This window comes from Nonomuraea sp. NPDC004702 (assembly GCF_053601695.1).
Map to the genome: position 1 here is coordinate 108991 of NZ_JBSGCE010000012.1, position 20666 is coordinate 129656.

Genomic DNA, 20666 nt, shown 5'->3' on the forward strand with positions numbered 1-20666 from the left:
CGTACCTGGCCGAGGTCAGGAGGGTCGGAGCAGGGCGTGGAAGCGGGTGGCGACCTGCTCCCACGTCCACTCGCGGGTGATCCAGTCGCGGCCGCGGGCGCCCATCTTGCGTGCCCGCGCGGGGTCGGAGAGCAGGTCGACGACGGCCTGGGCGACGTCCGCGACGTCCGCGCCGTCCACGACCAGGCCCGTCTCCCCGGGCCGGACGGCGTCCGGCGCGCCGCCGGAGTTGCCCGCGACCACCGGCAGGCCGGTCGCCGACGCCTCCAGGAAGACGATCCCGAGGCCCTCGACGTCCACGCCGTTCCAGCGGGTGCGGCAGGGCATCGCGAAGACGTCGGCCGCCGCGTAGTAGCCGGGCAGGCTCGCGGCGGGGACCGTGCCGGTGAACCTGATCGACTCGTGCCCGCCCGCCAGGCGCTCCAGCCTCGACCGGTACGGGCCGCCGCCGACGAGCAGCAGCACCGCGTCCGGCACCGCGCGCAGCACCCTGGGCCAGGCCCGGATGAGCTGGTCCTGGCCCTTGCGCGGGACCAGCCGGGACACGCAGGCCACCACCGGCCGGCCGTCGAGGCCCAGCGCCGCCTTGGCGGCCCGCGGGTGGAACTGGTCGACATCGACGCCGGGCGCCAGGCGTACGAGCTTGTGCGGGGGGATCGCCGCGGCCAGGCGCTGCCGCGTGTAGTCGCCCAGATAGGTCACCACGTCGGCGTGCGCGCCGATCCTGCGCAGCACCGAGCGGAAGCCCGGCGCGCCCGCCCACGACGCCTCGTGGCCGTGGGTGAGCATCACCACCCGCCGCGCCCCCGCCGCGCGCAGGCGGGGTGCGAGCAGGCCGAGCGGCGCGGCCGCGCCGAAGACGACGGTCTCGGCGCGGTGCTCGGCCACCAGCCCGGCCGCCCTGCGCGCGACGGCCGGAGTGGGCAGCATCAGCCGCGTCGGGTGCCGGACGACCCGGTACGGCTGACGCCGGTCGAACTCCTCGCATCCCGGCCAGGCGGGGGCGTAGACGGCCACCCCCGGCGTGCGGAGCGCGAGTCCGTGCACGAACGACTGGATGCCGCCCGGCCTGGGCGGGAAGTCGTTCGTCACGAAGACCACGTCGGTCACGGTTCGGGGACGCCGTTCAGTCTCGCCCACGAGCGGGCCAGGGCGTTGCGCTCGGGGCTGGAGGGATGGGAGGCATAGAGCACATATTCCACCGCATCCGGCGACAAGTCGGAAATGTTGGTTATGGCGAGGCGTTTCTGCATCGCGACGAACGTGGCCGGATCCCTGGTGAGGTCGAGGGCGTGCACGTCGGCCCGCGCCTCCACGTGCCGCGTGATCAGGTTCTGGGCCGGGTCGGAGACCAGCGAGGCCAGCGTCATCAGCCCCATGAGCACGCCGATGGCACGCGGGTCGGCCACCGAGGCGATCCCCGTGCGCCGCCGCAGCGGCCCGACCAGCAGGAACAGGCCGATCGCCCCGAAAGCGGCCAGCAGGCCGCCGAGCAGCGTGCCGTCGAGCACGTCGGCGTGCTTGGCGTGGCCCAGCTCGTGCGCGACCACCAGCTCGACCTCCGACTCCGGCGCCTTGAGCAGCGTGTCGTAGACGACGATCCGGCGGGTGGCCCCGAAGCCCGACACGTACGCGTTGAGCGCCGTGGTGCGCCGCGAGGCGTCGGCGACCAGCACGTCCTCGACCGGGACGCCGTCCCGCTCGGCCATGGCCAGCAGCTCCGACCGCAGCGAGCCCTGCGGCATGGAGGTGAAGTCGTTGAACAGCGGCTCGAACACCACCGGGTAGACGTACGACACGCCGAGGGTGAGCGCGAACGCGCCCACGGCGGCCGGGATCCACCAGCGGCGCACCTTGCGGGCCAGCGCCACGAGGGCGAGCAGCATGACGGCCGTCAGCAGCACGCTGACGCCGGTGTTCTTGAGCCGGTCGGCGGTCCAGCCCGCCCAGTCCTGGGTGGACAGGCCGTAGTCGCGCAGGATCGTCTCGAACCACATGCCGAGCGGCCACCTCAGCACCTCGGTGATCGCGGTGAGCACCACCACGCCGAGGATCACCCGCACCCACCACGGGCCCCTGAGCACGCCCAGCACCTTGGCCGCGAACGGCGTGAGGACCAGCAGCCCGGCGAACAGGACCGTGAGGCCGAGCGAGATGTAGCCGGGCAGGGTGGTGGCCGCGTCGAACGCCTGCGCCCTGGCGATCTGGGCGGCGCTGAAGTCGCGGGCGGGGTCGGGGGCGACGGCGGGCGCGCCCGCCGCGAGGACCCGCCAGGGGGTGGTGAACGCGGCCACGGCCAGGATCACGCCGCCGACCAGGGCCAGGGCGGCGCCGGCGGCGCGCCTGGAGCGGGATTCCGCGCGTTGCCGTTCGCGGGCGATCAGGTGCTCCGCCGTTCCCGTCAGCTTGCCGGTTCCCGGACGGGCCTCGACGCCTTCAGCGAGGGGGCCGGCGGGATCGCCCGCGCCCTTGCCAGGGCCCTTGCCCTCGCCTCCACCTTTGCCGCCCTTGCCCTTGCCGCCGCCCTTGCCGCCTTTGCCTGCGCCTCCGCCTTTGCCGCCCTTGCCCTCGCCTACGGCTTCGCCGCCTTCACGTCCGCCTTTACCGTCCTTGCCCTTGGCGCGGCCTTTGCCGCCCTTTCCGGAGCGGTCCGGGTGCTCGTCGGGGCTCCTGCCGGGGGCGTCCGTGTCCTCGGCGGCCTGCGCGGGGGGCCGGGCGTCGGTGGCGGGGGCGTCGGCGCGGGTGGCGTGGGGGCGGTCGTCGGGGGTGGGGGGTCGGGGGTGACGGGGGTCCTCGGTGTCGGGGTCGGCGTCCGCGTCGGGGCGGGCGTCCGGATAGTCCGGGTCGTCGGCGTGGCCCGGGGACTCGGGGGGCTCGTTGGTGCCGGACGGCTCCGGCGACGCACCGTCACCGGGCCGGTCCCCGCCGTCGTCCCTGATGGCCACACCGCCGCCGTGCGCCGCCGCGACCGCCGTGCCGGGCTCGTCGGCCCCTCCGGCGACCGCTCCGGCGGGCTCGTCCCCTTCCCGGGACGGGTCGTTCCGCTCGCTCATCTGCCTCCCCTTCACGCGAGCTGCTCTCGTACGTACTCGCGCCACCGTGCCGCCAGCGTCTCGGCGGTGAGCCCCACGGAGGCGAGCGCCTGATCGACGCCGGCCACGCGGGCATCACGGTAGAGCCGTACCAGGGTCCCGTCACCGAACCGGTCCGCGAGGAAGCGACACGCCATCCAGGCCTCCTGGTACGCCCGCGCGAGCCGTCCGGGATCGGCGGCCGTGGGGGCGAAAGCCGCAGGTCCGGGCAACTCGCTCGGCAGCCGGCCGGCCTTTACGTCGGCGGCGAGTTCGGCGGCGGCCGTCCCGACGGGAAGCCCTGCGTCGCGGTAGGCCACGTAGTCGGCGAACCCCTCGTAGAGCCAGACGGGCAGCCGGTCGGTGCCCGCGGCGACGTGGGTGAGCTCATGGGTGAGGACGACGTCGCGTCCCGTGGGGGTGAGCCGGGCGAACGAGCCGGGCACGACGATCACCCTGGCGCCGTCGGCCACCGCGGCCAGCCCGTCCAGCGGGCCCGTGCGCGCCAGCCCGGCCGCCTCGGCGTCGGAGTCCGGCACGACGACCAGCGCGCGCACCGGCCGGCCGAGCACCGCGGACACCCGCCGTCCGGCGAGATCCGCGCGGCGGGCCAGATCGGCGAGCACGCCGGGCTCCGCGCGGTGCCCCACGACCACGGACCGCGCGCCGCGGGCCACCTGACCGCCGTCGCTCCACAACCCGCGCGCCCCGGCGGGCAGGACGGCGGCGGGCGGCGCGTCGGCCACCACGAGCACCGCCGTCGACAGCAGCAGGACCGAGAGGAGCAGCCGCGGACCGCGAAGGGACGGACGCACCTGCGAGGACACGGCCCGATGCTAGTAGGCCCACGCCCCTCCCGGCCCCTTCCCGAGGCCGACCCCCCCGCCGGACCGATCCCATCCCGGAGCCGACCCCTCCGCCGGACCGATCCCGTCGCGGAGCCGGGCCCTTCGCCGGACCGGGTCCTGCTCGGGGCCGGGCATGCGACAGGCCCCGGCCCGGACCGGGGAGGGTCCGGGCGGGGCCCGTTGTCACGCGCCGGGACGCACCGCGCCGACGAACGACGACTTCCGCCATCCGCCCAGTTTGTCGATGCGCACCCGTTCGCCGGTCCGCGGCGAATGGACCATCTTGCCGTGGCCGACGTACATGCCGACGTGGCCCAGCCCGTTGAAGAACATCAGGTCGCCCGGCTTGAGATTGCGCCAGGAGACCTTGCGCTTGATGCGGGCGAACTGGCTGTTCGTCACGCGCGGGAGTCGTACCCCGGCCTTCTTCCAGGCGTATTGGACGAGTCCGGAGCAGTCGAACGCACCAGGGCCCGTGGCCCCGTACCGGTACGGGTCGCCGACCTGATGCTTGGCGACGGCGACGGCCCTGCGGGCCTTCGACGCCTGCCGCGCGGCCTTGGCCGACTTGGCAGACCTGACGGTCTTCGCCGACCTGGCCGACTTCGCAGTGGCCGCCTTGGCGGTGCTGGACACCGCGGTGAGCCTGGCGGCCGATTCGCTCACCGTCTGCGCCCCGGCCGGCACGGCATGGAGAACCGCACCTCCGGCCGTCACGGTCATCGTGAGTGCGACGCCCCTCAGGGCAAGACGGGACAGACGGGGGTTATGCAGGGAGGTAGACAGGATTTCTCCTTGTGTCTTCCACGAACGCCTACCGGGTTAGCTGACGGATTCGGGCCTGGAAGTCGCCCTACGGCGCGAAGACGCGCCGATTCACCCCTGATCCCGGGGGATGACGGGATCTTTGGGTCCCCGGCTCCGTGCCTCCTGGCTGCACGGACTCGGCAGGTCGCCGCCCGATGGTTGTGCCTGAACGGGGATATCGGCGGCGACCGCTGGATTTCTATCTGGTCCGCATCGGGGTTCCGATGTCGATCCGCGGTGCGCATGGCTTGCTGACCGCGACGCCAGAAACTACGCCGAGGGGTCAAGATTTGGCAAAGGGAGACTCGGCCTGTAAAGATCAGATAAAGGTGCAAGTAAAGGGTGAAACCCCTGCTGGACCTCAGGACTCCATTACCGCTTTGTGACCCTTCTCACACTTCCCGGCACAGCTGATTGTCAGGGCCCTTTCGCCCCGTTTGCCCCTTTCGCCGCAGCGCTCACGGGCATGCCGAAGCCGCCCGAGATTTCGGGCGGGGGCCGAGTCAGGGGCGGATGGCTCCGACGAGCGGGCGACCGTAGTCGGCGAGGCGGACGACCTTGACGACGTCGCCCGTCTGCGGCGCATGGACGATCTTGCCGCCGCCCGCGTAGATGCTGACGTGCCCGAGCCCCTCGCTGAAGATGAGGTCACCCGGCTGGAGGTCCTTGAGGTCCACCTTCCGGCTCGCGCCCCAGGCCCACTGCTGCCACGTCGTACGCGGCAGTGAGACGCCGGCGGCGCGCCAGGCGGCCTGCGTCAGCCCTGAGCAGTCGTAGCCGCGCGGGCCCGTGCCCCCGTAGATGTACGGCTTGCCCACCTGGGCGAAGGCGAAGTTCAGGACGGCCGCCGCGCTGCCCGAGGCGGGACCGGTGTACTTGATGCCGGTGCTGTTGGGATTGCCCGGGTTGTAGGCCCCCAGCTTGTCCAGGAGCTTCTTCTGCTGGCCGACCAGCTTCAGCACCTCGGCCCGCTCCCGCTGGACGGCGTCCCGCTCCTTGTCGGCGTCGGCGAGCGCGGTCTCGGCGTTGTCGCGCTCGGCCTTGAGCCCCTTGTTCTCGCGGTCGAAGGCGGCCAGCTTCTCCAGCCGCTCGCGCGAGAGCTGCCCGGCCATGGCCAGCCCGGCCAGCAGGTTCTCTGGGTCGTCGACGCCGACCATGCCGGGCAGGGAGGTGACGTCCCCGCCCAGCTTGTAGGAGTCCACCGCCACCCTGATGATCTCGGCGCGGAGGTCGGCGACCGTCTGCAGCTTCTGCTTGTAGCGGTCGTTGAGCCTGGTGTAGGCGTCCTTGGCCTTCTTGTAGTTCTCGGTCGCCGTGTTGTACCGGTCGACCACCTTGTCGGCCTTGTCGTTCAGCTTCTCCAGCTTGGCCTTGGCCTGTTTGAGAGTGGGCTTGGGATCAGCGAGCGCCGCACCCATCGGGACCGTCATCAGTCCGATCGCGAGACCCGCGGCCACCGTCACCCGGCCAAACCTCACAGCGTCGCCTCCCAGGGATTACACCTGGGGCGAAATAGTACAGAAGTGGCGGGTTGGGTCTCGCCAATAGTGCTAATTCGTAACTTATGCGCGGCCCAGCCGGCGCAGCAGCAGACCGGACGGAACCGGTCTGGCGCCCATCCGGCGTACGGACTCGGCGACCTCGCGGTCGGAGGAGACGACGGCCATGGCCCGGCCGGGCGGCTCGGCCCGGACGAGCTGACGGATCAGGTCGTCGGCGATCTCCCCCGGCGCGCTGAACAGCACCCGCACCCCGCGCGGCGCCACCACCTGCACCGGCGCGTTGAGCTCGGCGCCGTCGAAGACCACCGTCACCTCGACCCGGGTCTGGGCGACCAGTCCGCCGAGGCCGGTCATCAGCCGGTTGCGCTGGTCGGCGAGGGTGAGCGTGCCGTAGCCGGTCTTCGTGACGTTGTAGCCGTCGATGATCAGGTGGACCTGCGGCAGCGCCAGGAGCTGGTCGAGGAGCTGCGGGTCGTCGTCGGCCAGGGCCCGCGCGGGCACCCCGCGCACCCCGGGACGCTCGCCGGTGCTGGCCGCGACCGAGTCGGCGGGCCTGCTGATCGTGGTGGGCAGCGCCAGCTCCCTGCGCAGCCCGGCCGAGGCGTCCTGAAGGGCGTCGAGCAGCACCCTGATGCGGGCGTCCTCGATGCTGCGGCCCTCGCGGGCGGCCCGGCGGGAGGCTTCGAGCTGCCTCTCCACGTCGGCCAGGCGCTCGCGCAGGCGGCGCAGCTCGGCCTCGCCCGCGTTCCCGGCGGCGGAGGCGGCGTGCCGGGCGTCGTCGGCGGCCTGTTCCATCTCCTCGGCCCTGCGGGTGGCGGCCTTGGCCCGCTCGCGGGCGTCGTGGAGCTTGCGCCGCAGGTCGGAGTTCTCGGCGCGGGCCGCCTTGATCTGCTCGCGCAGCCGGTCGGCCTCCTCCTTGGCGGCGGTCTTCTGCGCGGCGAGCTGCTCGCGCAGCCGCGTGACGGCCTCCTCGCGCTCGGACCCCTCGGCCGCCACGGCGGACTGCTCCAGGTCGGCGCGGGCGGTTTCGATCATCTCCGCCCAGCCGGGGGGCCTGGTGAGATAGGCTGCGGCAGCCACCAGCACGGGGTCGGCGGCGGGCGGCACACTGCCCTCGGCCAGCGCGGCGACCAGCTCGGGCCATCCGGCGGCGACGGACTCCGCGACCAGTTCGCGGAACTTCTTGTCGTTCTCCAGTTGCGCGGCGATCGGCGCGCTGCCCAGCTTGGCGCGCTTGCGCGGGTCGAACTTCGCGATGCCGCGCAGCGGCGGCGGCACGGAGACGGCGGGCATCGTGCCGAGAACCTGGGCGGCCAGGTCGACGACGTTGAGGCGCACCTGCTCGGGAAGCGGGCGAGACAGGCCTTCACCCGCTGAACTCATCCCACTTGTCCCTTCGTGACATGCCCTTTCAGACAAGGGTACGGCTCTTGCGTACCTGACCGTAACGGTCCCTTGAACCTAGACAAGCGCTTGGTAGGGGGTATACGACTGAGCCGGGGCAGCGGTGCGGCCTGGAGGTGAGCGGTGACGGAACAGATGCGCACGTCCACGCGTGACCTGGCGGAACTGCGCGAGCGGGCGTCCCGCTGGCTGCGCGGACGGGTCGGCGGGGACGCCACGGTGTCGGAGCTGTCGCGGCCCTCGGGCAACGGCATGTCGAGCGAGACGCTGTTCTTCACCGCCACCTGGGCCGCCGGGACGCGGCGGTGCGTGGCCAGGCTCGCACCTGCGGCGGAAGCCGTTCCGGTGTTCCCCTCCTACGATCTGCGGGCCCAGTTCGAGGTCATGCGGCTGGCCAGGGAGAAAGCTGGGATCCCAGCGCCGAGACCGCTCTGGTTCGAGCCCGACCCCGCGCCGCTCGGGACGCCGTTCTTCGTCATGGAGCGGGCCGAGGGCGACGTGCCGCCGGACGTCATGCCGTACACGTTCGGGGGCTGGCTGCACGACGCCTCCCCCGGCGACCGGCGGCGGCTGCAGGAGGCGAGCGTCGGGCTCGTGGCGGCGCTGCACGAGACGCCGTACACCGGGCAGGAGGTCGCGGTGCTCGGCCCGCTCGCCCCCGGCGGCACGGACGGCCTGCGCGCGCACGTCGAGGCCCAGCGCGCCTACTACCGGTGGGCGCACGGCACCCGGCCGATCCCCGTGCTGGAGCGGGCCTTCGACTGGCTCGGCTCACACTGGCCGGACGACCCCGGCCCCGACGTCCTGACCTGGGGCGACGCCAGGATCGGCAACGTGATGTACCGCGACTTCACGCCGGTGGCGGTGCTCGACTGGGAGATGGCCGCCGTGGGCCCGCGCGAGCTGGACCTCTCCTGGATGATCTTCCTGCACCGCTTCTTCCAGGACCTCGCGGTGACGATGGGCCTGCCCGGCATGCCGGACTTCATGCGCCGCGACGACGTTTGCCAGAAATATTGCGAAATAACTGGCTACGAGCCCCGCGACCTCGACTTCTACGAGATGTACGCCGCCCTCCGCCACGGCGTCATCATGGCCCGGGTGTGGCAGCGCAGGATCCACTTCGGCGAGCAGCCCATGCCGGACGACCCCGACGACCTGGTGCTCCACCGGGCCGCCATCGAGGAGCTGCTCACCCGCTAGCGTCGTAGACCAGCAGCGCGATCTGCACCCGGTTGTTCAGGTCGAGCTTGGTCAGGATGCGCGAGACGTGCGCCTTGACCGTGGGCACGCTCATGAACAGCTCCCGCCCGATCTCGGCGTTCGACCTGCCCTGCCCCACGGCCAGCGCGACCTCGCGCTCCCGCTCGCTCAGCCGGCCGAGCAGCCCCCGCGCCCGCTCGGTGCGGTCGCGGCCGCCCCCGTCGGACACGTGCGAGATGAGCTGCCGGGTCACCGCCGGCGACAGGATCGGCTCCCCCGCGGCCACCCGCCTGACGGCGTCGACCAGGTCGCCGGGCGGGATGTCCTTCAGCAGGAACCCGGCCGCCCCCGCGCGCAGCGCCCGCACGACCTGGGCGTCGGCGTGGAACGTGGTCAGCACCACGACCTCGGGCGGCGAGGCGGTGCGGCGCAGCGCCTCGGTCGCGGTGAGCCCGTCGACGCCCGGCATGCGGATGTCCATCAGGACGATGTGCGGCCGGTGCTCGGCCACCCGCGGCGGCACCTCGGCCCCGTCGGCCGCCTCGCCCACGATCTCGATGTCCGCGGCCCCGCCGAGGATCATCGACAGCCCGGCCCGCACCATCGCGTCGTCGTCCACGATCAGCACCCTGATCGGCGCGTCCATCTGCCCTCCGTCGGTCAACGTCACTCCCCGTCCTGCTCCGGCGGCCACGGCAGCCAGGCGCGCACCCGGAACTCGCCGCCGGTCACGCCGTGCTCCAGCCGGCCGCCGGCCAGCTCGGCCCGTTCGGTCAGCCCGATGAGCCCGGCGCCCGCCCCCGGCATGCGCGGCCCGTGCCGCGACCACACCGGGTTGCGCACCTCGGCCGAGACCCCCTCGCCCGGCTCGCCCGCCACGGCCACGGCCACCGGCGCGCCGTCCGCGTGCTTGCGCGCGTTGGTGAGCGCCTCCTGCACGATGCGGTAGACGTTGCGGCCCACCCCGGCCGGGACGCCGTCCGCGGCGCCCAGGTCGAGGCGGACGTCCATGCCGGCCTGGCGGCACTCCTCGACCAGCGCGGGCAGGTCGGCGAGCGTCGGCTGCGGCCGGTCGGGCACCGGGTCGGCGGCCCCCGGCGGGGTGTGGCGGAGCACGCCGATCACCTCGCGCAGGTCCTGGAGCGCCAGGTGGGCGTTGCTCCTGATCGCCCCGGCGGCCCTGGCGACGTCCTCGGCGGGCGCGTCGGGACGGAACTCCAGCGCCCCGGCGTGCAGGCTGAGCATCGAGATGCGGTGGGCCAGCACGTCGTGCATCTCGCGGGCGATGCGCTCGCGTTCGAGCCGCTTGGCGTCCTCGGCGGCGGTCTCGGCCCGTTGCCTGAGCGACCAGACGAGCTGCCGCCTGGCCCGGATGACGATGCCCCAGGCGTAGACGGTCAGCACGATCGTGACCCCGAACGCCGCCCCCCACAGCGGCGTCAGGTCCTCCTGGGGCCGCAGCAGCACGTACGGGGCCAGGGTGACCAGCGCCAGCAGCGTGACGGGCCCCGACACCTTGAACGGCCGGTGCACCGCCACGGTGAACAGCGCCACCAGCGAGGCCCCGCCGACCAGCTCCAGGTAGGACGACAGCAGGATCGTCACCAGCGCGAACCCCACCGGCCAGCGCCGCCGCAGCCACACCCCCGCGCACGCCAGCGCGCCCACGATCTGCTCGACGACCAGCAGCGGCTCGGGCTCGTTCCTGATCTCCTCCAGGCTGATGAACGTCACGCCGCAGGCCAGCAGGAACAGCGCGATGTCGGAGACCCAGTCGAGGGTCGAGCGCCGCACCCGGCCCCCGCGCCCGTCGCCGAGCAGCGTGGACGGCAACGCCCACCGGTATTCCAGGGCCGGATCGCCCTCCCCCCGCAGTTCCCTCACATTCGTCGAGGTTATGCCCTGCGCGGGAGCCGGCGACAGCGACCAAAGTCGGTGTCGCCGCAGACCGATGGCCGAGGCCGGCGGGCCGCCGCGGCGGCGAGTGTGGACGGCATGAAAGCGGTGGTGGAGGTGTTCGGCTGGCTGCTGATCCTGCAGGGGGTCGGCGGGCTGCTCAACACGCTGTTCGGCTGGTGGGGGTGGGCGCACGGCCTGCTCGTCGTCAATGTGCTGCCCTTCCTCGACGGTTACGAGGTCTTCGCGGCCGTCGTGATCGGCGTGCTCGGGTTCGCGCTGCTCTCGGTCGCCGGCGCGGCCGGGCGGACGGCCGGCGGGGCGGACGGCCGGCGGGGCGGAGGAGGGCCGATGAGCGGGACCGCGCTGCGTCCGCCGCGGCACCGTCCCGACCGCCGGGCGGTGGCGTGGTGGACGGTGCAGTGGCTCGTCCTCATGGTCCCCGTGGCGGCGGCGGCCGTGGGCGCGTACCTGGTGTTCACGCCGCGCACGCCGGGGCTGGGGGTGGCGGCGGCGGCGTTCGCGGCGGCGTGCCTGCTGGTGGCGCTGGCCGAGCCGCGGGCGGCCTACCGGGTGCAGCGGTGGGAGGTCACCGAGGAGGCGGTCTACGTCCGCCAGGGGTGGCTGACGCACACGTGGAAGGTGGCGCCGATGTCGCGGATCCAGCGGGTCGACACCGAGCGGGGGCCGGTGCAGCGGCTGTTCGGGCTGGCCGACGTCACCGTGACCACCGCCTCCTCCGCCGGAGCCGTCAAGATCACGGCGCTGGACCACCGGCTCGCCGCGGACCTGGCCGAACGGCTCACCGCGCGCACCCAGGCGACGCCCGGGGACGCGACGTGACCGGCTGGCAGCGGCTGTCGGGCCGGGGCCTGTGGAACGCGGCCGCCAGGTCGCTGGCGTTCGCGGCCGGCGCCGTCGCCGCGCTGGCGCGGTTCCTGGTGGGCCAGGACTGGGAGGCGGGCGGCGTGGTCGCCGCGTGCGCGGGGGCCGCCGTGCTGATCGTGGCGGGGGCGGTGGCCTACGAGGCGGCCCGGCTGCGGACGACCGCCTGGCGGCTCACGTCCGACCGGCTCGAACTGCGGTCGGGCGTGACCGTGCGGCAGCACCGCGCGGTCCCGCTGGACCGGGTGCGCAGCGTGGACCTGCGCGCCGACCCGGTGCGCCGGGCGTTCGGCCTGACCGTGGTCAAGGTCGGCACCGGCGAGCGCGCGGCCGAGGGCTCGGAGCTGGTGCTGGACGCCCTCGACCGGCACTCGGCCGAGATGCTGCGCCGCACGCTGCTGCGCCAGGACGCGCCCGCGCCCGAGGACGGTCCCCTGGCCGAGCTGCGCTGGTCGTGGATCCGGTACGCGCCCCTGTCGGTCTGGACGTTCACCGGGGCGGCGGTGGTCCTGGGCGCGGCCTACAAGGGGCTCGGCGCCGTCGGGCTCAAGGACTTCACCGACCGGGCGGCGAGTGGCCTGTGGGGCTGGGTGAGCGCGCAGCCGTGGCTCGCCGTCCCGCTGGTCCTGGCGCTCAACGCGGCCGTCGGCGCGCTCGGCGCGTTCCTGCTGTACGCCGAGTCCTGGGGCCGCTACCGCCTGGAACGCGAGCCCGGCCGGCTCAGGCTGCGCCGCGGGCTGCTGACCACGCGTTCGCTGACCCTGGAGGAACGGCGGCTGCGCGGCGTCGAGATCAGCGAGCCGCTGTTGCTGCGGCTGGGCGGCGGCGCCCGGGTCAAGGCCGTCGCGACCGGCCTGGCCAAGACGGAGGACGAGACCGAGGACGTGGCCGCCCTCACCCCGCCGCTCCCCCGCGCCGAGGCCACCCGCGTCGCCGCCGCGATCGCGAACACGACGACGGGCGCCGGGACAGGCCCGGAGATCGGCGCGGGGGCGGAGATCGGCGCGGGGGCGGAGATCGGCGCAGGGGCGGGGATCGGCGCAGGTGCGGGGATCGGCGCGGGGGTCGCGTCTCTGGTCGTGCATCCGGTGGCGGCCGGGCGGCGGCGGGTCGTGCGGGCGCTGGTGGCCACCGTCGTGCTGGCGGCGGGCGCGGGGCTCGCCTGGTGGCTGCTGCCCGCGTCGTGGCCGCGCGCGTGGGTGTGGGCGGCGCCCGTCCTGGCGCTCCCGGTGGGGTTGTGGCTGGCCGCCGAGAGCCGGCGCGCTCTCGGTCACGCGCTGGGCCCGCGGCACCTGGTCACGCGCCGCGGCGCGCTCGTCCGCCGTACGGTGGCGCTGGACCGGGCCGGCATCACCGGCTGGACGTTCCGGCAGTCGTTCTTCCAGCGGCGCTCGGACCTGCTGACCGTCTCGGCCTGCACGGCCGCGGGCGGCGGCCACTACGAGGTCCTGGACGTGGGCCGCGGCGACGGGCTCGACCTGGCGGCACGCGCGGTGCCGGGCCTGCTGGATCCGTTCCTGACCGGCGGACAAGGCGGCGGTCCGGGCGGTCCGGGCGGCGGTCCGGGCGACGGTCCGGGCGGCGGGCGGCAGGCCGCGTGATCCACCACGGTTGCCCATGCCCCTGTAGCGGACAAGCCGTGATCGCGCGGCCCGGCGGCTTTCTGGTCAATACGCTATTTGTCGCGCTTGCAACCGAGTTGCAGCCTTGTTGACCGTTGACGTAGATCGCCCGCCGGGAGGATGATCCCCGCGCCGCGGAGCCGGCCACCTCTTCGCCAGTCAGGGGCCGGGCCTGGCCCTGCTGTTGCTGCTGGTGGCCGCCCTGTCGGCGGCGGTGCTGGCGCTCGGCAGGACCGTGCTGGCCCTGCACACGGCCGCCAAGCGGCGCTGGTACGGGCTGGCCGCGCTGGAGGCGTCGGGCGCGCGGGTGGCGGCGCTGCGGGTCGTGCTGCTGTTGGAGCAGGTGATCACGGTGGCCGCCGGCACGCTGGCCGGGCTCGCCGCCGGGCTGACGGCGGCCAAGGTGGCGCTGGGCCGCATCCCGCAGTTCACCGTGCCGCCGGGCACGCCGCCGCTGCCGCACGAGGTCGCCGCGGTGCCGGTCGCGCTCGTCGTCGGCGCGGCCCTGCTGGTCAGCCTGCTGGTCGTGGGGGTGGTGCCGGAGCTGCTCCTGTGCGGCATCCGCATCGAACGGCTCCGCGAGGCCCCCGCGTGACCTCCGGCCGAGGGCCGAGCGAGGCCCGCGTGACGTCCCGGCCGAGGGCCGCGTGAGGCCCGCGTGACGTCCGGCTGAGGGCCGCGTGAGGGCCTCCTGACGCTCGCGTGCGGGCCGCCTGACGCCCACGCCCTGACGTCCGCGCCCTGAAATCGGCGCCCTGACGCCCACGCCCTGACGCTCGCGCCCCGACGTCCGCGCCCTGGGGTTCGCCGCGTGGGATCAGCTTCCGGCCGGCTGTTTGGCCAGCTCGGCCAGGTACGCCCTGGCCAGGGCGAGCGCGCCGTCCTGCGCCTCCTTGCGGGGCATGAGCCGGGCCTTGGGCGAGTTCGCCGGCTCGCCCTTGGGCCGCTCGGCGCCGGAGTAGTCGACCCTGACCACCAGCGCGCCGGTACGCGCGATCACCGTGCCGCTGGAGGCCGACACCTCCCCCTGCCTGGTCTGCACGAACTGGCCGTAGGCCTGCTCGCCGAGCCCCTCGATGTCGCTCAGCTCGCCCCACGTGATGCCGCCGATGGACGATTCGGCGGTCTTCTTGGCGCCGCCGTACTCGCCGGCGTAGTAGGCCTTGGCCGCGCCCGGGTCGATCGCGCCCGCCCGGTTGGTGAAGCGGTGGGTGGTGATCAGCATGCTGCGGATCCTGACGTTCCCGGCCGCGCCCGGCAGGTCGAGGTTGAGCCAGCGGCACTCGGTCTCGTCGTCGTTGCCCGACTCGGTGGCGCGCGCCCTCGTGGTGGGCTTCGGCACCAGGCGGGTGGCTGCCTCCGTGACGGCCTGGCAGGCGGGCGGGAAGGCGGCCAGCTCCGTGGGCGAGGGCGTCGGGCGGGCGGCCGGGCTCTGGGTGGCCGGGGCCTGGTCGGCCTTGGCCAGCACGCCGGGGTGTTGCGCCTGCCAGGCGGCCACGCCCTTGGCGAAGTACGCGATCAGGCCGCTGACCTCGCGGATGGCGTTCTCCTCGGTGATGGACCTGGTGCTCTCGTTGGACAGGATCTGCGCGTCCTTGCGCTGCTGCCCGGCCTGGAACTTGACCCGGATCGTCATGTCCCCGACCTGGGCGTGGGCCTGGCCGAAGGAGTACCACAGCAGCTTGCCGTCGCGCCGCCAGGTGTACTGGGCGAACGCCCCCTCGCCGACGCCGGTGACGTCCTTGACCGGGGAGACGTACTCCTTCTCGTCGGGGTCGAGCGAGGGCTTGGCGGTGGCTCCGTACTTGGCGCCGCGGTAGTCCATCTCGTAGGAGTTCTGGGCCATCGAGCGGCCGGTCTTGGCGCCCTCGCCCTTGTGCTGCTCGATCCTGACGTCGATCTCCCTGCTGCGCCAGAACTCGCCGAACGAGATGCGCTGGTTCTGCCAGTTGCAGGTGAAGGCGACGGTGTAGTCGGAGTCCCTGGAGGACTTGGTCACCGTCGCGCCGGGCGCCAGCCGTTCGGCCTCGTCCGCGGGCAGCATCGAGCAGGCGTCCGGGCCGGGCGCGGCGGCGGCCGGCGCCACGGACCGCGCCGCCGACGACGGCCCGGCGGCCGTCCCGCCGCCGCCCTTGCCGGACAGCAGCAGGTAGGCCCCCACGCCGCCGCCGGCCACGACCACCACCAGGGCCGCGGCGAGGGTGGGCAGCAACCACGCCGGGCGGCGTCCGGGCCGACCGGCGGGCGGCCCGCCCATCGGCCCCGTGGGCGGCTCCGGCGGCGGCCCCCACTGCGGCCCTGACGGCGGCCCCCACTGCGGGCCGGACTGAGGAACAGGCTGAGGAACAGGCTGTGGGCCCGGCTGTGGGCCCGGCTGCGGGCGGGGCGGCGGGCCCGGTTGCGGACCGGGGGGCGGGCCCGGTTGCGGACCGGGGGGCGGACCGGGGGGCGGGCCGGGGGGCGGGCCGGGGGGCGGTGTCGGCGGCCTTCCCTGCGGCTCGAACCGCCGGCCCGGCACCGGATGAGGGGTGGTCGGCGGCTCGTAATCGCTACCGGGATTCACTGCGACTCCTGAGATTGCCCTGACTTGCGGTGAGACATGGCGAAACGCCCCTTGCAGCACGCACGACGATCATCCCGGCAGCGCCCCGGAGACCACCCGGGCGATCCGCAGCGCCGTCTCCTTGTCGACCGGCGCCTTGACCGACACCTCGTCGCGATGCCAGATCACCTCGCCGAGCAGGTTGCTGGACCGGAAGAGCACGATGCTGTCGAACCGGCCGACCGTGCTGGAGGACATCAACAGCTCGAACCGGTTCTGCACGAACGCCGCCTCCCCCACCCCCGCGACGTCCACGACCTCACCGGCGGCCATCCGCGCCCGGGTGCCCTGCGCCGCGTTCCTGGTGCCCTTCTCGCTGGTGAACCGGCGCGCGGCCACCTGCGGCCCGCCGAGGTCGCCGTCGGGCTTCTCGATCCAGGTCCGTACGGTGATCCGCCGGCCCCGCCGCTCCTCCAGCCCCGCGACCCACTGGCACTCGCCGTCCCGCGTGGCGCTGCGCCGGACGGCGCCCTTCGCCAGCTCGGCGGCCTGGGCGTCGCTCAGCAGGCGGCAGGGGTCGGGGGCGGCGGCGTACCGGCCGGTCTCCGGCTGACCGGCCAGGGCGTCCACGGCGTACCAGCCGGCGCCGAGCACCGCGACGCCGGACGCGACGGCCACCGGCAGCAACCACCGCCGGCGACGCCCGGGGACCGGGCCGGAGCGCACCGGCGCGCCACTGAGCACCTGCCGGACCTGGGCCGCCGTGGGACGGGCGGCGGGCTCCTTGGCCAGCATCGCCATGAGCAGCCCGCCGAACTCGCGGCCCGCCCGCGCGGGGAAGGGCGGGTCGTGCAGCAGCACCGCCGCCGCGACCGCCGCGGGCAGCTGCCGCTCGAACGGCGCCCGACCCTCCACGGCGGTGTACAGGCTCGCGCCCAGCGACCACAGGTCGGACTCCGGGCCCGGCGCCTGCTCGTTGAGCCGCTCGGGCGCCATGTAGCCGGGCGAGCCGCCGCTGCCGGCGCCGTCGCCCTGACCGCCCATGGGGACGGCGATGCCGAAGTCGGTCAGCATGGCCGAGCCGTCGGCGTCGAGCAGGATGTTGGCCGGCTTGACGTCGTGGTGCAGGATGCCGTGGGAGTGCGCGACCTCCAGCGCCGACAGCACCTGCAGCCCGATGCGGGCCGCGTACGGGGGCGGCAGCGGCCCGTTCTCCCTGATCACCTTGTCCAGGGACCGGCCGGTGACCAGGTCCATGATGATCCACGGCTGGTCGCCGTCGAGCACCACGTCGTGCACCAGCACGATGGCCGGGTCGCGCAGGCGTCCGGCCGACCTGGCCTCGTGGATGGCGCGGTCGGCGAACTCGGCACGCTGGTGGGGGCTCAGCCCCGGCGGCACCCGCACCTGCTTGACGGCGACCTCGCGGTCGAGCATTTCGTCCAGCGCCCGCCACACCGTGCCCGCGCCGCCCTGCCCGAGCTGCTCGACCAGCCGGTAGCGGCCGGCCAGCAGGTAGTGGTCACTTCGCACGGCGCAACGCCTGCTCGCTCGCCCGGGCCGCCTTGATCGCCGCCTGCCGGACGTCCTCGTCGGTCGGCTTGTCGGCCAGGGTGGCGTACTGGACGGCCACCACCAGGTTGGCGATCCGGTAGTAGACGTGAGCCGAGTGGACGCGGCCGGTCTTGCCCTTCAGCTCGAACGCGAACGCCTCCTCGCCGAGGCCGGCCAGGTCGTGGACGGGGGTGCGGGTGGAGCGCATGTCGGTCTTGACGCCGATCTCCGGCCAGGTCCAGTCGATCTGGTCGTACTTGGCCCAGTAGCGCTTCTGGTTCTGGAACAGGGTGCGGGCCGTGGCGGCGGTCATCGACCAGGGATCGACGGTGTCGGAGTCCTTCTGCACCTGGAGCCCGATGCCGGTGCCGGCGGTCGGCCAGCCGCATTCGGGGCCCACCTCGTTGCTGTCCGGCTGGGCCTTGGGCGGGCTCTGGGTGCGCAGCAGGCCGCCGACGTCCTGCGGGGTGAGCAGGGTGCACACGTCCATCGGCACGGTGAACGCGGCCGGCGGCCCGTCGTCGTCGCGCAGCACGACGAAGCCGGTGGCCCCGGCGGCGACCACGAGCACGGCCGCGACCGCGACCCACAACAGCAGCGGCCGCCCGCGCCGCCCCACCGGGCGGGGCGCGGTGGCCTGCTCGCCGGCCGCCAGGACCGGCGGCGGGCCGCCCGCGGCCAGCTGCCTGAGCGCGTGCACGACGTTGCGCGGATCGGGACGGGCGTCAGGATGGCGCGCCATCATGGCGGCCAGCAGCGGCCCGAGCGGCCCCGGCGCGACCGGCACCGGCTGCGTCACGGTCGCCCTGACCCGCTCGGCGACCGAGCCCTGGTAGGCGTTCCCGCCGGTCACGGCGGCGAACAGGGTCGCGCCGAGCGACCACAGGTCGCTGGACGGGCCGCCGGGCTCGCCCTCCAGCCGCTCGGGCGCGATGAACCCGGGCGAGCCGATCATGAGCCCCTGCTCGGTGAGCGCGGCCTGCCCCTCCTGCCGGGCGATGCCGAAGTCGGTCAGCACCACCCTGCCGCTGTCGGTCAGGAACACGTTGCCCGGCTTCACGTCGCGGTGCTGCAGCCCCTGGGCGTGGGCGGCCTGCAACGCCTCCAGCACGTCGGCGCCGACGCGGGCGGCGTACTCGGGGGGCATCGGGCCGAACTCGCGCACGGTGTCGGCCAGCGTACGGCCCCGCAGCAGCTCCATGACCAGCCACGGCCGCTCGTGCTCGACGATGACGTCGTGCAACGCCACGATGCCGGGATGGCGCAGCCGGGCGGTGGCCTGCGCCTCGCGCACGGCCCTGGTGACCGCGTCGGCGCGATCCTTGGACGGCATGCCCTCGGGCAGGGTGAGCTCCTTGACCGCGACCTCGCGGTCGAGCATCTCGTCCTTGGCCAGCCACACCTTCCCCATGCCGCCGGCGCCGAGTGGGCGCAGCAGGGCGTAGCGGCCGGCAAGTCTTCCCGCGGACATAAAGGGAAGGGTAACTAAGGATCAAGAAGGATGGTTATTCGAGCACGTCCCCCCATGCCGTCCCGGGCCCCCTTCCCCGCGCTCCGGCGTGGTCCGGCGGAGTAACTGTCGGTCCCCCTCTCTATGGTCTTGGAACGTGGACGCGGTACAAGGCACCCTCGACGAGCTCGGCACCCCGCTGAGCGACGTCACGTTCGTCGTGTTCGACCTGGAGACCACCGGCGGCTCGCCGGCCGAAGACTCGATCACCGAGATCGGCGCGGTCAAGGTGCGGGCGGGTGAGGTGCTGGGCGAGTTCTCCACCCTGGTCGACCCCGGCGGGCCCATCCCGCCGTTCATCTCGGTGCTGACCGGCATCACCGACGCCATGGTGGTGGCCGCCCCGCGCATCGAGGCGGTGCTGCCGAGCTTCCTCGAGTTCATCAAGGGCTCCACGCTGGTGGCCCACAACGCGGGCTTCGACACCCGCTTCGTCAAGGCCGCCTGCGCCGCCCACGGCTACCCGCCGCCCGCCAACCCGGTCGTCGACACCGTCGACCTGGCCCGGCGGGTGCTGACCCGCGACGAGACGCCCAACGCCAAGCTGTCCACGCTCGCCCGGTTCTTCCGCAGCCCCACCGAGCCGTGCCACCGCGCCCTGCAGGACGCCAGGGCCACCGTCGACGTGCTCCACGGGCTGATCGAGCGGGCCGGCTCCTTCCAGGTCCACACGCTGGAGGAGCTGAAGTCGTTCGTCCGCGCCCCCACGCCGGAGCAGCAGCGCAAGCGCCACCTGGCCGAGTCCGTCCCGCACGCCCCGGGCGTCTACTTCTTCGAGGACGACCGCGGCGAGGTGCTCTACATCGGCAAGAGCACCAACCTGCGCAACAGGGTGCGCTCCTACTTCACGGCCGCCGAGACCCGCCCGCGCATCCGCGAGATGATCGGCATCGCCGAGCGGGTGCGCCACGTCGTCTGCGCCACCGGGCTGGAGGCCGAGGTCAGGGAGCTGCGGCTGATCGGCGGCGCCAAGCCGCGTTACAACCGCCGCTCGCGCTTCCCGGAGAAGGTCGTCTGGCTCAAGCTCACCGCGGGTCCCTTCCCCCGCCTGTCGATCGTGCGCGAGCTGAAGGACGACGACGCCACCTATCTCGGCCCGTTCAGCAGCTCCCGCCTGGCCGACGAGGCCCGCATCGCGCTGCACGAGGCCGTGCCGCTGCGCCAGTGCACGCAGCCGATCAGCCTGCGCACCCGCCGGGCGGCCTGCGTCCTGCACGAGATGGGCCGCTGCGGCGCGCCCTGCGCGGGCAAGGAGAGCCCGGAGGAGTACGCCGCGCACGTCGAGAGCGCCCGCCGGGCCATGACCTCCGACGCCTCGCTCGTCTACACCGCCGTCTCGGCCCGCATGGAGCGCCTGTCGGTCGAGCAGCGCTACGAGGAGGCGTCCGTCGACCGCGACCGGCTGGCCGCGTTCGTCCGGGCGGCGGCCCGCATGCAGCGCCTGAGCGCCATCACCCGCATCCCCGAGCTCGTGGCCGCCAGCCCGGCCTTCGACGGCGGCTGGGACATCCACGTCGTCCGCTACGGGCGGCTGGCCGCGGCGGGCGTGATGCCGAAGGGCGCCCACCCCACACCGTTCGTCGCCTCGCTCAAGGCCATGGCCGAGGCCGTCATCCCGGGCCCCGGCCCGGTCCACGCGGCCAGCGCCGAGGAGACCGAGTGCATCCTGCGCTGGCTGGAGTCGCCGGGCGTGCGGCTGGTCGAGGTCGACGGCGTGTGGTCGATGCCCGCCCGGGGCGCCGCCCGCCACAAGGCCCGCATCGACCTGGCCTACCGCGGGCTTGATCAGCGGCGCGACCGAGAGGGACGTCCTTTGCGATGA

16 protein-coding genes and 1 riboswitch are annotated in these 20666 nt (G+C 74.1%); of the genes, 5 read left to right on the top strand and 11 right to left on the bottom strand.

Annotation, left to right across the window (positions count from 1 at the left end; genetic code table 11):
• Positions 1-15: 15 nt before the first annotated feature.
• The 6 genes from ACWEJ6_RS17650 to ACWEJ6_RS17675 all read right to left on the bottom strand — a co-directional run bounded on the left by ACWEJ6_RS17650 (position 16) and on the right by ACWEJ6_RS17675 (position 7611).
• Entirely contained in the window at positions 16-1110 is a 1095-nt protein-coding gene (locus ACWEJ6_RS17650) for a glycosyltransferase family 4 protein (RefSeq protein WP_397212975.1), read from the bottom strand.
• Positions 1107-3053 (bottom strand): M48 family metallopeptidase, encoded by a 1947-nt coding sequence (locus ACWEJ6_RS17655; RefSeq protein ID WP_452424669.1) that lies wholly within the window; start codon positions 3051-3053, stop codon positions 1107-1109. The genes ACWEJ6_RS17650 and ACWEJ6_RS17655 overlap by 4 nt, the downstream gene beginning before the upstream one ends.
• A gap of 11 nt (positions 3054-3064) precedes the next feature.
• Entirely contained in the window at positions 3065-3898 is an 834-nt protein-coding gene (locus ACWEJ6_RS17660; protein WP_452424671.1) for a hypothetical protein, read from the bottom strand.
• 204 nt (positions 3899-4102) lie between these two features.
• On the bottom strand, positions 4103-4585 hold the full coding sequence (locus ACWEJ6_RS17665; RefSeq protein WP_387666167.1) for a C40 family peptidase: 483 nt from the start codon (positions 4583-4585) through the stop codon (positions 4103-4105).
• Positions 4586-4715: 130 nt separating this feature from the next.
• Positions 4716-4879: riboswitch (cyclic di-AMP (ydaO/yuaA leader) on the bottom strand.
• A 350-nt stretch (positions 4880-5229) separates the two neighbouring features.
• A complete protein-coding gene (locus ACWEJ6_RS17670; protein ID WP_358294128.1) occupies positions 5230-6156 on the bottom strand; it encodes a C40 family peptidase in 927 nt (308 codons plus the stop codon).
• A gap of 132 nt (positions 6157-6288) precedes the next feature.
• On the bottom strand, positions 6289-7611 hold the full coding sequence (locus tag ACWEJ6_RS17675) for an NYN domain-containing protein (RefSeq protein ID WP_358294130.1): 1323 nt from the start codon (positions 7609-7611) through the stop codon (positions 6289-6291).
• Positions 7612-7755: 144 nt separating this feature from the next.
• On the opposite strand from ACWEJ6_RS17675, the gene ACWEJ6_RS17680 reads away from it, so the two are divergent.
• Positions 7756-8835 (top strand): phosphotransferase family protein, encoded by a 1080-nt coding sequence (locus tag ACWEJ6_RS17680; protein ID WP_452424674.1) that lies wholly within the window; start codon positions 7756-7758, stop codon positions 8833-8835.
• Here the strand turns inward: ACWEJ6_RS17680 and ACWEJ6_RS17685 are convergent.
• Positions 8825-9481 (bottom strand): response regulator transcription factor, encoded by a 657-nt coding sequence (locus ACWEJ6_RS17685; protein WP_352353303.1) that lies wholly within the window; start codon positions 9479-9481, stop codon positions 8825-8827. The two genes, ACWEJ6_RS17680 and ACWEJ6_RS17685, sit on opposite strands and share 11 nt — an antisense overlap.
• 20 nt (positions 9482-9501) lie before the next feature.
• Complete coding sequence (locus tag ACWEJ6_RS17690; RefSeq protein WP_452424676.1) at positions 9502-10719, bottom strand: sensor histidine kinase; 1218 nt, start codon at positions 10717-10719, stop codon at positions 9502-9504.
• A 363-nt stretch (positions 10720-11082) separates the two neighbouring features.
• Between ACWEJ6_RS17690 and ACWEJ6_RS17695 the strand changes: the two genes are divergently transcribed.
• The 3 genes from ACWEJ6_RS17695 to ACWEJ6_RS17705 all read left to right on the top strand — a co-directional run bounded on the left by ACWEJ6_RS17695 (position 11083) and on the right by ACWEJ6_RS17705 (position 13833).
• Complete coding sequence (locus ACWEJ6_RS17695) at positions 11083-11574, top strand: PH domain-containing protein (protein ID WP_387666152.1); 492 nt, start codon at positions 11083-11085, stop codon at positions 11572-11574.
• Positions 11571-13217 (top strand): PH domain-containing protein, encoded by a 1647-nt coding sequence (locus ACWEJ6_RS17700; RefSeq protein ID WP_452424678.1) that lies wholly within the window; start codon positions 11571-11573, stop codon positions 13215-13217. Before ACWEJ6_RS17695 ends, ACWEJ6_RS17700 begins: the two co-directional genes overlap by 4 nt.
• 214 nt (positions 13218-13431) lie before the next feature.
• Positions 13432-13833: an FtsX-like permease family protein gene (locus ACWEJ6_RS17705; protein ID WP_452424763.1), complete on the top strand. Its 402-nt coding sequence runs from the start codon at positions 13432-13434 to the stop codon at positions 13831-13833.
• 222 nt (positions 13834-14055) lie between these two features.
• Here the strand turns inward: ACWEJ6_RS17705 and ACWEJ6_RS17710 are convergent, their stop codons facing one another.
• From ACWEJ6_RS17710 to ACWEJ6_RS17720, 3 genes are all read right to left on the bottom strand, one after another.
• Positions 14056-15495 (bottom strand): hypothetical protein, encoded by a 1440-nt coding sequence (locus tag ACWEJ6_RS17710; RefSeq protein WP_452424680.1) that lies wholly within the window; start codon positions 15493-15495, stop codon positions 14056-14058.
• Between the two features lie 375 nt (positions 15496-15870).
• A complete protein-coding gene (locus ACWEJ6_RS17715; RefSeq protein ID WP_452424682.1) occupies positions 15871-17313 on the bottom strand; it encodes a serine/threonine-protein kinase in 1443 nt (480 codons plus the stop codon).
• On the bottom strand, positions 17303-18805 hold the full coding sequence (locus ACWEJ6_RS17720; RefSeq protein WP_452424684.1) for a serine/threonine-protein kinase: 1503 nt from the start codon (positions 18803-18805) through the stop codon (positions 17303-17305). The genes ACWEJ6_RS17715 and ACWEJ6_RS17720 overlap by 11 nt, the downstream gene beginning before the upstream one ends.
• A gap of 136 nt (positions 18806-18941) precedes the next feature.
• Here ACWEJ6_RS17720 and ACWEJ6_RS17725 point away from each other — a divergent pair, with 136 nt between their 5' ends.
• Positions 18942-20666 (top strand): DEDD exonuclease domain-containing protein, encoded by a 1725-nt coding sequence (locus ACWEJ6_RS17725; RefSeq protein ID WP_397162238.1) that lies wholly within the window; start codon positions 18942-18944, stop codon positions 20664-20666.